The sequence below is a fragment of the Marinicella rhabdoformis genome (assembly GCF_009671245.1).
Lineage (GTDB): Bacteria > Pseudomonadota > Gammaproteobacteria > Xanthomonadales > Marinicellaceae > Marinicella > Marinicella rhabdoformis.
In genome coordinates this window covers 118673-132270 of record NZ_VTFS01000002.1, presented here as the reverse complement: position 1 = coordinate 132270, position 13598 = coordinate 118673, and the positions used below count along the sequence as shown (strand labels likewise).

12 protein-coding genes are annotated in these 13598 nt (G+C 41.5%); 3 read left to right on the top strand and 9 right to left on the bottom strand.

The window, feature by feature from the left end:
• Window positions 1–86: 86 nt before the first annotated feature.
• From FET73_RS06915 to FET73_RS06905, 3 genes are all read left to right on the top strand, one after another.
• Complete coding sequence (locus FET73_RS06915) at window positions 87–398, top strand: c-type cytochrome (protein WP_154223221.1); 312 nt, start codon at window positions 87–89, stop codon at window positions 396–398.
• 12 nt (window positions 399–410) lie between these two features.
• Complete coding sequence (locus FET73_RS06910) at window positions 411–734, top strand: c-type cytochrome (RefSeq protein WP_154223220.1); 324 nt, start codon at window positions 411–413, stop codon at window positions 732–734.
• Between the two features lie 69 nt (window positions 735–803).
• On the top strand, window positions 804–1610 hold the full coding sequence (locus tag FET73_RS06905) for an SDR family NAD(P)-dependent oxidoreductase (protein WP_154223219.1): 807 nt from the start codon (window positions 804–806) through the stop codon (window positions 1608–1610).
• An 80-nt stretch (window positions 1611–1690) separates the two neighbouring features.
• Here FET73_RS06905 and FET73_RS06900 read toward each other — a convergent pair whose 3' ends face one another.
• The 9 genes from FET73_RS06900 to FET73_RS06860 form a co-directional block, all read right to left on the bottom strand.
• A complete protein-coding gene (locus tag FET73_RS06900) occupies window positions 1691–4552 on the bottom strand; it encodes a penicillin acylase family protein (protein ID WP_154223218.1) in 2862 nt (953 codons plus the stop codon).
• Window positions 4553–4657: 105 nt separating this feature from the next.
• Window positions 4658–5944 (bottom strand): NTP/NDP exchange transporter, encoded by a 1287-nt coding sequence (locus FET73_RS06895; protein WP_154223217.1) that lies wholly within the window; start codon window positions 5942–5944, stop codon window positions 4658–4660.
• On the bottom strand, window positions 5931–7010 hold the full coding sequence (gene alr / locus FET73_RS06890; RefSeq protein WP_154223216.1) for an alanine racemase: 1080 nt from the start codon (window positions 7008–7010) through the stop codon (window positions 5931–5933). The genes FET73_RS06895 and alr overlap by 14 nt, the downstream gene beginning before the upstream one ends.
• Window positions 7010–8425 carry a replicative DNA helicase gene (dnaB, locus tag FET73_RS06885; RefSeq protein ID WP_154223215.1) on the bottom strand — a complete coding sequence of 472 codons (1416 nt, stop codon included), beginning with the start codon at window positions 8423–8425 and terminating at the stop codon, window positions 7010–7012. Before dnaB ends, alr begins: the two co-directional genes overlap by 1 nt.
• Window positions 8426–8564: 139 nt before the next feature.
• Window positions 8565–9017, bottom strand: a complete 453-nt coding sequence (gene rplI, locus FET73_RS06880) for a 50S ribosomal protein L9 (RefSeq protein WP_154223214.1) — start codon at window positions 9015–9017, stop codon at window positions 8565–8567.
• A gap of 11 nt (window positions 9018–9028) precedes the next feature.
• On the bottom strand, window positions 9029–9283 hold the full coding sequence (rpsR, locus tag FET73_RS06875; protein WP_154223213.1) for a 30S ribosomal protein S18: 255 nt from the start codon (window positions 9281–9283) through the stop codon (window positions 9029–9031).
• A 3-nt stretch (window positions 9284–9286) separates the two neighbouring features.
• Window positions 9287–9700 carry a 30S ribosomal protein S6 gene (gene rpsF, locus FET73_RS06870; protein ID WP_154223212.1) on the bottom strand — a complete coding sequence of 138 codons (414 nt, stop codon included), beginning with the start codon at window positions 9698–9700 and terminating at the stop codon, window positions 9287–9289.
• Window positions 9701–9861: 161 nt separating this feature from the next.
• The gene (gene cobB, locus FET73_RS06865) at window positions 9862–10542 is read right to left on the bottom strand and encodes a Sir2 family NAD+-dependent deacetylase (RefSeq protein ID WP_154223211.1); all 681 of its coding nucleotides are present in this window, start codon (window positions 10540–10542) and stop codon (window positions 9862–9864) included.
• 88 nt (window positions 10543–10630) lie between these two features.
• Window positions 10631–13513: a serine/threonine protein kinase gene (locus FET73_RS06860; protein ID WP_154223210.1), complete on the bottom strand. Its 2883-nt coding sequence runs from the start codon at window positions 13511–13513 to the stop codon at window positions 10631–10633.
• Window positions 13514–13598 lie beyond the last annotated feature (85 nt).

The window sequence follows — 13598 nt, the reverse complement described above, 5'->3', positions numbered from 1 at the left end:
CAATTGGGGACGTTTACGTCCCCTTTTTTATTGAGAATCCTACTGCTCGCGCTTATAATGTGGGCTTTTATTTTCATAGGGTTCAAATGAAAAAAACTTTATTGATTATGATGACACTCATGTCATCTCAAACTTTTGCCGAAGGTGATGTTGCCAATGGTAAGAAAATTGCTTACACCTGTACAGGCTGTCACGGCATTCCTTTTTATCAAAACACTTACCCTAGCTACAGTGTGCCAAGATTAGGCGGCCAAAATGAAGCTTATATTGTCAGCGCGTTGAAAGCATACCGCAATGGAGAAAGAAGCCATTCTACCATGCAAGCACAAGCAGGTAATTTAACCGACCAAGACATTGCTGACATTGCAGCCTACTTTGCCTCACTCGATAAAAAATAAGGAGAACCTGACATGAAAAAACTATTATTATTGAGCATGGTTTTGGCCTTTGGTTCACAAGCAGCTGATGTTGAAAAAGGCAAGGCCAAGGCAGAACAAGTTTGTAAAACTTGTCATGGCATGGATGGCATGGGGATTGATGCAACTTATCCTAAATTAGCAGGTCAGTTTGCGGATTATATGGAAAAATCTTTACAAGATTATCGCTCAGGCGATCGGGCCAACCCAATCATGGCGGGTTTTGCTGCCACTTTGACTGATGAAGACATTGCCAATGTGGCCTTGTATTACTCGTCATTGAAAGAAAATAGATTGTCGGATTTAAGCATCAAATGATCATCACATAATTTAATACCTAAAACGTCAGCACATGCTGGCGTTTTTTTTAACCCATAAAAAACACATATGACCAATATAAATAATAAATACGCTTTAATTACTGGTGCTTCTGCGGGTATTGGAAAAAGCTTTGCACAGCAATTGGCTCAACAAGGCTGGAACCTCGTTTTAGTGGCAAGACGACAAGAAGTTTTGCAAAACTTAGCCGAAGAAATAAAAAGTCAGCACAACATTGATTGCCAATTTATCTGCCAAGATATGGCTGAAGCCAAAGCTTCTCAAAATATTTTTCAACAATGCCAAGATCAGCAACTGAATGTCTCCATGCTGATTAACAATGCCGGCTATGGTGTTCCAGGTGACTTTGAAGCGGTAGATTGGCAGACTCATAACGCCATGTTACAAGTGATGTTGAATTCGGTGGTTGAACTGACACACTTATTTTACCCACTGATGCAACAAGCCAAGTATGGACGAATCATTCAAGTGGCATCATTAGCAGGTATAACACCATCTACTGCTGGACACACATTGTACGGCGCAGTTAAATCTTTTCTGGTTAAATTTGGTCATGCATTGCACCTAGAGGGTAAAGACCATGGCGTACACGTCACTGCACTCTGCCCTGGCTTTACCTACACCGAGTTTCATGATGTCAATGGCACCCGTCCAATGGTTTCAAAGCTGCCCAAATCCTTATGGATGACCGCCGATAAAGTGGCAGACCAAGGATTAAAAGCGGTCGAAAAAAATCAAGCAGTTAAAATCAATGGCTGGCGTAACCAAATGATTTATGGCTTAACTAAAATATTACCAGATCGCATTACCCGCGTATTGATGGGCAGCAGCATCAGTAAATTCCGTAAACGCTGAACAAATTTAATCAGTTACATCAAAAAAGCGCTGCCAGCTTATTACTAACAGCGCTTTATTTAAAACTAAATATTATCTATTTAGTCATTGGGTTCAAATACATAAGTGTCTTTCTTAATTGCCTCTAATGTATTCATATCAATAATCAAAGGTAAATAAGCATTGGTTAGCCAATAAGGTAATTGATTGACATAATTACTGCCATCCATGATATTGCCGCTTTGGCCACCAGGAATGATTTGCTCTGCCAATGGTCCATCAGGTGCCATTTCTGAAACAAACCGCCTCGCAGGCCCGTGAGCAAACATGAAACCATCAGCGTGGTCCGCCCTGACATTATGAGAAGAAGCATCCAGAACTTGGTACCCACCTGACCTAGGAACGCCACGCAAGCCATCGACAGTTGAAAACCCAAACAAACCATTAGGCACACTTAATGATGCACCCAAAGTGTGGTTAAAACTGATGCGATGCAACATGCCCCAACGGTAATCCATAACGTTTTCTGAATTTCTGAATGCAGCTGCAAAATCATCTCCTGCCAATTTATCTAAAGCCTGCTGCAATGAAGCCAATAAAATATAATCTCTTGCATCAGCAGGTGTTGGCGCAGCTGGGTTAGTAAAGAAATTAACACCAGAAGCGCCATATCCTTGCATGGTTTCAAATTGGTCTAACAGGTTCTTGAATGCGTTGAACGCCAGCGTGCTGCCTGGGCGTTGAGGTCCCAATACTTCAGCACCAATCGCCGCATCTATGCCATCAATGGTTGCATCTATGGTATTTTGAACCGCCATTGAGCGCCACACTGAATATATTGTGGCTGCAACCGAGTTTTTCACTTCATTGTCATCAGGATCTCTTAAATCGAATGGGTTGTCATTAGGGTCATAGCCCTCAGTGATTCCAGTCGGTGTTGAAAAGTCCCAATCAGCAAACAAAGCCACTGACTCTTGTACTTTAGGATTGGCTAAAAATTGTGCGATTCCTGGCCACGCATCACTGGCACTGGCTCGACTCACAGCATTCATAATATGAGGCATAATCAACATCGCATCTTGTAATTGATGATTGGCTTGGAATGCCTTCATGTCAGCATGTGAAATTTTCTTATTGGCGTCAATTTTATCTTTGATTAAACGATCGATGCGTCCCATACGATAAGATGAATATGCACCTTGACCTAAATAGTAAATACCACCACCCGGTCTCAGCTGGTTCAATACATTGTTATCCAATGACAAACCCACAGGGTCATTGTTGGCATTGGCAATATAACCTCGCTCAGGATTAATCCAATGTGGCATTTCAGACTCAGGAATCACTTCATGTGGTGTTGCCTGATTTCTGCCAGGATTGCTCACAGGCACCCACTCATTTTTATGAACACCGGTACCATCTCTAACAAACATAGGTGGTACACCATCTGGTGCCATCATGGTTTGTAAGTCTTCACGTATCGGCACTTCTGAGCCGGTAAAGTAAGCAATATTACCATCTGTATCTGCGACACCAAAATTCTGTGAGCCAAAGTCAAACTTACTTAAAGCTTCTTGAAATTCATCAAAATTCTTAGCATGTCCCATTTCCAAAAAAGACTCAATTTCTTGTGTCGCATTAAAGCCAGTATTCTGCATGGAAATGGCTGTTCCAGTCTCTAAGTTTAAACTTAGAATAGGGCCATTACTTCTTCTGGGAACGATAATGGTTAAACCACCTGATGTATAGCCCACGTTCTGATTTTCTTTGTTATTCATCACGCCATCACCGATGATGTTGGCGTTGTACACTTGAAAAATCAATTGAACAGGTTCTTTCTCGCCTTGATAGATGGTGTGTGTAGGCAAACCAAATAAGTTCGTTGTGAACTCTTCAAAGAAAAAATCAGTTTCATCCACAGGGTGCACTGTACTGCCCCAGCATAAATTGTCATTACACCCTTGCGCTATGATGGGGGCACCAGGAAAGCCCACACCCGCGACATTCAGGCCATCCTCGGTATTCATATGAAATGGATAAAAGGTTGAAGGATAACTGAGGCTTAAATGTGGGTCATTGGCAATCAATGGCAGGCCATTTTCTGTTTTATCACCACTGACCATCCAAAAGTTTGAACCTTTATCAGACGAATCTCGTTTAAAAGACTTTAATAGATCTGTCGCATTCCACCCATTTTGAATGTTTTTCAGTAGACTCAGTTGTGTGTTGTCCAATTCAACAGAAAAATCTGTAAATGCTTTATTTTGTGGTGCGGATTTACCCACCCCACCAATCATACCCAAAAAACCTGGAATACTCACACGATCATCCGGTGGTGCCGCTCGATACAAATCATCCATAAATAATGCCGTACCATCAAAGCCAGCTTGTGCACCCACTTGTTGGAACGTGTTTATGGCAATGGTCCAATCAATCTCTTCCATATCACTGGACAAATTAAATGCCACAACTTTACCAATAGAGACAGAGTCCAAACCTTTCCATGGATCAAAAGCATCAATTTCTAATGCTGCATATTCTGCTGGTAGGCCATTTTTAGCAACGTAGGCATTCACACCATCGGCAAATGCTTGAAGGATGGCTTGGGTTTTGGGCGAGGCTTCCGCAATAGATCGACGTGCTGCACGTTCAAAACCAATGGTTCTGAACTGAACATCATTACTGATGGCAGGCGGCCCCAACAATTCTGCCACTTTACCTTGGGCAATCTTTCTGGTGTAGTCCATTTGGAACAAACGGTCTTTGGCCTGAATATAACCATTAACGAATGCCGCATCTATTTCGTTTGCGGCCTTAATGGTTGGGATTTGTGTGTCGTTATAAATGACTTCGGCTGTGGCGCTGAGTCTGCTGTGGTTAAGCACAACATCACCCGCAAGGGTACTGCCAGCCAAGGCCAAAAGCAAGCCCGCGGCCAACGATTTTTTGTGGTGTAATTTCATTATTATTTGTCTCCTGAGTAGTAGTAAAAAATCATAACTGTCTGCATGATTTCGTTAATTGTTATACTACATACAAGGATAAAAATAAAGAATTAATATGTCAAATCAATCACTTAAGGGTTTTTCACTTCGCCCGTTATTTTTATAATGCTCATCAGCAAGTTTACCCACACGCCAAGCGTTTCTTACCCACCAGATTGCAAGGATCACTCCAACCGCCGCCAAAACATGGATGTTCTTAGTGATTGTTGTTATGCCTTTTATGATCCACTGCGCCAAAGTATCGCCTGTTCGATAGACCACCGTATCAAGGAAGTTTTTGAATTTGTATTTTGTTTTCGCATCCAATCCAGTGAACAACCAATCGGTAGGTGGCTTCATGATGCCATAAGCCCCGCTTCTTTGGATGATGATACCTCCCAGTACCACATAAATAATAGGCACCATACCTATCAATGCGAAAACAAAAACCAACAACGTCGGCAATATGGCCAATGTTTTATGAATTTTAACGCGCTGTAACAAGTAGGGTGTTAACACCAATTGAAAAAACAAAGTGAGGCTGTTGGTGATTAAATTGATTTGGTTAAACGCTTTGGTTTGCTGGTTACCAGCCTCTACATATTGACTGACATAAATGCCTTGTAAAGTGTAAAGCAGGCTGCCCAAAAAGGTCGCCAAGACAGTCATTAAAGCGATTTGTTGAAGCAACTTGGATTCAAATATCAATTTAAAACCTTCTATTGAACTCCCTCCCATAGGTGCGCTTCGATCCACCTGTGAGTCTGACGCATGCCTTCTGACAATGAACAGCATACATAATACAAGCAACATGCATAAGAAAGAAACGAAAATTAAATTTATGGCACCAACTACATCAACCAACACCACACCCAGCAATGGACCAACGATACCCCCAGCCGAGCCTCCTGATGCGATTAAACCAAATAATCGCTTGCCTTGTGATTTGGTATATACATCAGCCATAAAGCTCCAAAACAAGGAAACAATGAACACATTGTAAACACTGATGAAGATGAAAAAGCTGCGTGCCAAACCTTTGGTAATACCAAAATAATGAAAGCACAACCAAAACACCAAAATCACCAATGCAAAGAAGCCATAAATGTAAGGAAGAAAAACCCTGCGGGTATATTTTGAAACAATGCGACCATAAATGGGTTGAATCGCCAAGGTCACCAAAAGCGTACCTAAAAACAACCAATGGTAATTTTCAACACCGGCCACCACGCCCATCTGTTCACGAATGGAACGAATAAGAAAATAACCGCTCAGTAAAAAGAAAAAATATAAAAATGAAGCCAACAACAAAGGCCACTCACCTGGCGCCACTTGCTGCTTAAAATACTGCGTCAGTTTATTCAATGACATTAAACTTTACTCTTTTGGTGATTCCACAAACCAAAGCATAGGGTATCACACCCAATTGCTCAGCCAATGACTCCACAGGCAAACAGTCTCCCCACAACTGAACATCTGCCCCAGGCTCAACCGCTTGATGCCTTGATAAATCTATTGCCAGCATATCCATTGACACCCGCCCCACCACGGCACATGGATTCTGGCCCAACATGACTGACATACTTTCTGATTTAGACCAAGGGTAACCGTCGGCATAACCAATACCCACAATGCCCAAGTGCATGTCATGGGGTGCAACAAAATGAGCACCATAACCAACAGCCTGACCTTTTGAGATGTTTTTGGTTGCAATGACCTTTGATGCCAAGTTCATCACAGGTTTGAGCTGATAGTCTGACCCCATGGTCCCAGGCATTGGAGAAATTCCAAACAAGCCTATACCCACACGAATCCACTCTTTATCTTGAGACATGCCATTAAGGACAGCACCTGTGTTACTGAATGAAAATGGCAAGCCTTGGGATTCAATCCACTCATTACAGCGGATTTGTTGCTGTGTTTGGGTTGATATGGGTTGGTCTGACTGGGCAAAATGACTCATTAAATGTAAATCAATCAAGTCATTATGCTTTAAAACTTCAATGATTGATTTTGATAGCGACATGTCAAAACCCAACCGATTCATTCCGGTATCAATTTTCAACCAAACCTTTAGTTTTTTATTTTTTTGTATTTGATTCAACAGAGCCAATTGGTATTTTTGGTGAACAACAATATCAAAGTTATTATCAACAGCCAAAGCCAGCTCTTCTTCATTGAACACACCTTCAAGTAAGATAATTCGCTTGTCCGGTGATAAGGAACGCAACTGTAAAGCTTCATCTATGGTAGCCACTGCATAAGCATCTACTGCACCTAAGGCCGGCACCACATTTTCTATTCCATGACCATAGGCATCGGCTTTAACCACTGCAATCATCGGGCCTTGATGCATTGCCCTGAATTGAGCTAAATTGTGCTTCAAATGTTTTTTGTTAATGGTGGCTTGTGCGCCTCGTTCCCGAGCGTGACTCATCAGTAGAAATCACTCGCCTCTGGGACCTCATCTGCATCATTCATGTAAATGTGCTTGTCAAGGTTTTCAAATCGCGTGTACTGTCCTAAGAAAGCCAGTTCAACCGACCCAGTCTCACCATTCCTGTGTTTACCAATGATGATTTCAGAGGCATTTTTCTTTGGAGAGTCTTCGTTATAATAACTGTCACGGTATATAAACATGATGATATCGGCATCCTGCTCAATCGCACCCGATTCACGCAAATCTGACATGATGGGACGTTTATTCGGTCGCTGCTCTACATTACGACTCAGCTGTGACAGGGCAATAACGGGCACTTCTAATTCTTTTGCCATACCTTTCAGGCTTCGAGAAATTTCAGAAATTTGATTCACACGGCTTTCTTGGGTGTTTTTGGTTTGCATTAATTGCAAATAATCGACAACAATCAAGTCCAAACTTTCCCTGTTTTTTAACCGGCGACAATGTGACAACATTTCATTCGGTGTCATACCTGGCGTGTCATTAATAAACAACTTGGATTGTTTCAACAAAGACAGCGTTTGGGTGATTTTAGGCCAATCTTGATCGGACAATTTACCGGTTTTTAAATCGCCTTGATTGATGCGAGACAATGATGAAAACATACGCATCAAAATTTGTTCAACCGACATCTCCATACTAAAAATAGCCACAGAAGCGCCTGTTACAGCCGCCCTTTCAGCAATATTCATAGCAAAAGTTGTTTTACCCATACCAGGACGGGCCGCCACAATCACTAAATCAGATTTATGCAAACCGGCTGTTTTACCATCTAAATCTCCCCAACCATATGGGAGCCCTGTTATTTCTTGATCCGTTTTACTTAATTCTTGAATGTGTTCAAAGGTGTTAATCAATGCTTCTTTTAAATCGTGAAACCCAGATTTTGATTTCAGGGTTTTTTCACGAATTTTATAAACCAACCTTTCTGCTTCTTCTAGCAACTCATCACTGTCCAACCCTTCAGGATTAAACGCTTTTTCAGCCAACTCATTACCAATGTTAATCAATTGTCGTAAAACAGATTTTTCGCGTACAATTTTGCCATATGCATCAATATTTGATGCACCCGGGGTATTTGCAGCCAGGCCAGCCAAATACTCAAGCCCACCAGTTTGACTCGCCAAACCATGGGCATCTAACCAATCACTGACAGTAACCACGTCACAGGCTTCTTGTTTTTCTTGGATGTGTTCTATGGCTTTGAAGATTTGCCTGTGGTTGTTGTGATAAAAGTCTTCCTGACTCAAAAAACCCGCAATTTTATCCCAAGCAGAACTGACCAACAACAAACCACCAATCACCGCCTTCTCAGCATCAGTTGAATGAGGGGGAATCTTAATTTGGTCTAAATCATCGGCAGCAGAACGGGCTTTATTAAATTCAGGCATGGTCGGTTACAAGAAAAAAGTAGGGGTAGAATTTTATAACAAATATTGGAAACTTGTCGCGATAATCAGTTTAATTTTCAAACAATAAAAAAGCCGGTCATGAGACCGGCTTTTCAATGCTTTATGTCAGCCTTGTAGTTTATTCAACTTCAGCTTCAATGTTCATTGTAAACGTTGCTTCAACGTCAGCATGGAATTTCAAACGAACTTCATGTGCGCCAACATCTTTGAAAGCACCGTCTGACAACAAGACTTCGCTTGTGTCAACTGGATAACCGCTTTCAGTTAATTTGTCAGCAATTTCGCGTGGACCAACTGAACCGTACAAGTGACCTTCTGGACTTGCATTGGCAGCAATTGTCACTTCCAAACCGTTAACAGATTCTGCACGTGCTTCAGCAGCAGCAACAGATTCTTTGGCTTTCGCAATCAATTCTGATTTCTTGGCTTCAAATGCTTTGATGTTGTCTTCAGTGGCACGAGAAGCTTTGCTTTGTGGAATCAAGTAGTTTCTAGCAAAACCGTTTTTAACATTAACGATTTCACCCAAATCACCCAAATTCTGTACTTTTTCTAATAAAATTACTTGCATGGTTGACTCCTTTATTTACCGTGTTGGTCACAATAAGGAACCAAAGCCAAGTAACGAGCACGTTTAACGGCTGTTGCTAATTGTCTTTGATACTTTGCTTTTGTGCCAGTGATTCTTGATGGTATGATTTTGCCAGTTTCAGTGATGAACTGCTTCAACAAATCCAAATCTTTAAAATCAACTTCTTTGATACCAGCAGCTGTAAATTTACAGTTGCGGCTGATGATTCTTTGCGCGGGGCGTCTTCTTCTTTGTGGTTTAGCCATGATTTACTCCTGTTCTGCTTTTTCAGTTTCTTTGGCTTCAGTTTTAGCTTCTGCTTTAACTTCTTCCTTTACTTCTTCTTTAGCTGCTGGTTTTTCATCTTCGATTTTCTTCAAAGGTGAAGCTTCAGTAACAGCTTCCTTCTTAGCCATAACCATATGACGCAAGATGGCATCGTTGAAACGGAATGCGTCAACAATCTCATCAATCACTTCTTGACCACATTCGATGTTCAACAAGTAATAATGTGCTTTGTGTAAACGCTCGATTGAGTATGCCAATTGACGACGGCCCCAATCTTCAGAACGGTGAACAGTACCACCACCAGTAGTTACCATACCGCTGTATCTTTCGATCATAGCAGGTAACTGCTCAGATTGGTCTGGATGAACCAACATGATAATTTCGTAATGTCTCATTAAAAACTCCTTACGGTTAAAATGCCACCCGAACCCAATGGAACAACTCCACTCAAGCCGGTGCAGCAAGGAAAAGTCCGCGGATTATATGGATTCAAAGCCTATTTTGCAAACATTATTTCAAACATAGGCGTAAAACAGCGCAGCTCGATTCGCTTTATTCATAGGTTGCCAAAAAATTCACCGACTACAGCGGTTGCTTTGCCGTATTGTGCTTGTTGAAATTCACTCTGTAGATCACCTGGTTCAAGATTTAATTCCACTGTTCTGGCTCCTGATTGATTGGCAATTTGTACAAAGCCAGCCGCAGGATATACCGAACCTGATGTTCCAATTGAAACAAACAAATCGCAATCCATTAAAGCCGCCATGATGTCATCCATAAAATAAGGCATTTCACCAAACCAGACAATATCTGGTCGTAACGAACCCACACCGTCACAATTAGGGCAAATCGCATTAACTGACAACTCACCGATTATTTCTGAAACATCATGGCATTGAACACAACGTTGTTTCAATAATTCACCGTGCATGTGTAAAAGATTTTTACTCCCTGCCCTTTCATGTAGGTCATCGACATTTTGTGTGACCAACAAAAATGATTCAAATTGTTGCTCTGCTTGGGCCAAAGCCACATGTGCTGCATTCGGTTCAACAGATTTCAAATTGGCACGACGCATGTTATAAAAGCGCTGAACCAATTCTGGATTTCTATCAAATGCTTCTGGCGTGGCCACCTCTTCTACCCGATGATTTTCCCACAAGCCATCATTGTCCCTGAACGTAGACAAGCCACTTTCTGCCGAAATACCTGCGCCTGTTAATACCACAACTTTCATATATACTCAGTGCCTCTGCTTTATTTTTTTGCCATTTTAATGTAACCATTTCCAAGAGTCTTTTTTTATAATTAATCCTGTAACTTTATCAATGATTCAATGCCTTTAAACGTGACTTGGTGACCCGGAAAGTTTGGTTCAAAGGGTCTTTCTCAATCGCTGAGCTTATTTTTTCAATGCCCGTTTTGACCGCTTTTTGTCTTTCTACCTCAGATTCTGCATTGCGTGCTTGGATCAACTTGGCTTCAGCCCAAGCCTGATATGCTTGAGCCCATTCAGGATTAACTGCAATGGCTTTTTCAAAAGCTTGATCTACAGATTCAAATTCGCCTGATTGTAAAAAAACTTGCCAATTCATGATCACTGCTTGAGCCAATAACACGGCTTGACTACTTTGGTTTATAGCAAATGCTTCATCAGCAAACTTTTGTGCCATATTAACATGGTAAGCCATTTTGCCATCCTCGCCATACTCACCCATCAAGAGGTGTAATTGGGCATAATTGAGAAGGCTGTTGGGGTCGAATTTTATGTACTCATAGGATGATTCAAACTGAGGTAAATAGGCAGAAGCCACCTCATGAACACGACCTTTTGTGTGCTTTTTAAACAAGGTGTTTTGGGTATATGTGTGTAAGATACTGCCCATTAGACCCTTTTTATTTTCATACAACAACGATGACGCATTAATGCCTGTATTGAAATGTTTTTCCGCCAGATTAATCAAGTCATCAAGGGGGTCTAATAGGCGAACCTGTTGTTCCGCTTTTAAGTTGATGACATTCAAAAAATCAACGGCCAAATCATCCTCTGACATTTCACCCTCATTGACCAGCACAGACAGGGCATTATATGCTTGATCTAAAGTGTTTTCGACACCTTGGCCTTGCGCTGAAAGCCAACTTGCTTCAACAGCATAAATGTAGGCAGTCAATATTTTCGCTTGGGCTAACTTGGCGATTGATAATGACTTTTGATTCAACATGACAGCCTGCTCAATGTCATTCCTGGGCGACTGCCCATGTAAAATATGCCAGAAAGCTTTCATTAAACTTAACAGCGTTAACTGATTCAAACCTGCAGTAGAGCCAGGGCTTACCAACAGGTAATTCTCACAAGCTTCAATGGCATGCGCTGCGTGTAAATCAAACTCAAGATAAGTTCTACTTACCGCATCAACGACTAAGTTTATTTCAGTGGCACACAGGCTGTGATAACTGTATGGAAAACTTCTCGCCATATCAATCGCCTGCCGATAAGTGTCTGCTGTTTTCTTCATTGCGTCATAGGACAACTCATATTGTGCCTTTTCTTCAAAGTCCAATGCCAGAGTGGACAACAACAAAGCTTTTAACTTAACCAGTTCATGGTTCCACATCTGGCCCTTTAAGGTGTCATCCAACACCCGCAATGCGCCATAAATTCCTTGACTGTGGGCGACCCAAAAGGCTTTGAGTACTGTGTCTTGTGACTCTTCTCTTTCTGCTGCTTCTAACAACGCTTTTTCTACATAATCCAACGCCGGCCTTAAAAAATTCAACTGCATATCCCTCGATTGAACAGCACCAATGTATCCATGCTTTTCCGAATAAGCAGCCACCTTATTGATGTACAAACCCACCCATGCTCGTGCCATGTGCTCATTACTGGCCAAACCTGATTCTAATTTTTTAACGGCCATTTGATATTGTTCTGATTTCAAAAATATCAAACCATGTAATCGATCAATTTGCTGTTGATTGAGTATTTCATCCACATTGATTTTTTGAAAAAGAACAGCCGACTGGCTAAATAAATCGTTGATTTCTTGGGTCACATTGTGAATTGGCAAGGTATACACTTGATCTCTCGCCATCACCAATTGATTTATTGCCCCTTCATAACGCATGATTCGATTGGCCTGCTGTTCTTTCAATTTGTACACTTGCCATTGCCAGATCATAAACCCTGTTGCCACAAACCCAAAAAACAGCACCAACCATTTAGTTCGCTTTCGGCGTTTCATTTGAGGTGCTTGTTTTATTTTTTTGAATGATTCAGCGGCTTGTTTAGCTGATGGTCTGGATTCAAATTCAACAGCCGTCAACGCTGTCACCAAGGAACGACAGTCTGGCGCCAAATTCTTTGCTGGCTGCAACCTACCTTTCTGAACATCTCTTAACAACTCCTCAGTTTGAAGTACCGCATAGGCTGGCTTTTTACTTAACATTTCCATAGCCATCACACCCAAAGCATATATGTCGCTGGCTGGAGTCAGCACCTCACCTCGGGCCTGTTCTGGACTCATATAGCGTATGGTGCCCACCAATGAACCCTGTTCTGTTAATTCCGATGACACAGTTTTATTTTCTGATGTTGAATTTTCAGTAGTTCGATTCGATCGAATGTTACTCATGGACTGAGCAATGCCAAAATCTAAAACTTTGATTTGACCCGATGTCGTTACCATGACATTGTCAGGCTTTAAATCTCTGTGAATCACACCATGTTGGTGAGCCACATCCAATGCCTCTGCCAATGCAATCAATGCATCTAATGTTTCTGACTTGTCTAAACTGGAGTGATAAATTTGCTGCCCTTTGATGTATTCTAAAACCAAATAATCACCCACATCAGTTTCAATGTAATCATAAATGTGACAAATGCTTTGGTGGTTGATTTTAGACAGGATACGGGCTTCTCTCATGAAGCGTTTTTGGGTGTCTGGATTGGTTAAAAACTCAGGACGAATCGATTTAATCGCCACTTGTCTTTGTAACTTCTCATCATAGGCTAAATACACAGCCCCCATGCCGCCTTGACCAATCAAGCTGTCTATCACGATTCGGTTGATTCGGGTTCCTGGAGACAATGTACCGGAAAAAGCACTGGCCAATATGGCCTTTCCCTCAGTATCGATCAACACCGTTGGTTCATCTGCCAATGAACCAGATTCAGTAGATTTGATAGTTGGCTTGTCTGAATCACTCAATTTTCATGTTCCCAATCATGTTTCATCTCTGCTGATAAGACATTAATCATACCAAAACAGTTAACTGAAATTTTTTTACACTACC

What these genes read in the sequence shown, in the direction of transcription:
- dnaB (WP_154223215.1), bottom strand. Translation starts at nt 8,425, where the DNA reads ATGCCTGAATTTAATAAAGCCCGTTCTGCTGCCGATGATTTAGACCAA.
- rpsR (WP_154223213.1), bottom strand. Translation starts at nt 9,283, where the DNA reads ATGGCTAAACCACAAAGAAGAAGACGCCCCGCGCAAAGAATCATCAGC.
- rplI (WP_154223214.1), bottom strand. Translation starts at nt 9,017, where the DNA reads ATGCAAGTAATTTTATTAGAAAAAGTACAGAATTTGGGTGATTTGGGT.
- FET73_RS06910 (WP_154223220.1), top strand. Translation starts at nt 411, where the DNA reads ATGAAAAAACTATTATTATTGAGCATGGTTTTGGCCTTTGGTTCACAA.
- cobB (WP_154223211.1), bottom strand. Translation starts at nt 10,542, where the DNA reads ATGAAAGTTGTGGTATTAACAGGCGCAGGTATTTCGGCAGAAAGTGGC.
- FET73_RS06895 (WP_154223217.1), bottom strand. Translation starts at nt 5,944, where the DNA reads ATGTCATTGAATAAACTGACGCAGTATTTTAAGCAGCAAGTGGCGCCA.
- alr (WP_154223216.1), bottom strand. Translation starts at nt 7,010, where the DNA reads ATGAGTCACGCTCGGGAACGAGGCGCACAAGCCACCATTAACAAAAAA.
- FET73_RS06900 (WP_154223218.1), bottom strand. Translation starts at nt 4,552, where the DNA reads ATGAAATTACACCACAAAAAATCGTTGGCCGCGGGCTTGCTTTTGGCC.
- FET73_RS06905 (WP_154223219.1), top strand. Translation starts at nt 804, where the DNA reads ATGACCAATATAAATAATAAATACGCTTTAATTACTGGTGCTTCTGCG.
- rpsF (WP_154223212.1), bottom strand. Translation starts at nt 9,700, where the DNA reads ATGAGACATTACGAAATTATCATGTTGGTTCATCCAGACCAATCTGAG.
- FET73_RS06915 (WP_154223221.1), top strand. Translation starts at nt 87, where the DNA reads ATGAAAAAAACTTTATTGATTATGATGACACTCATGTCATCTCAAACT.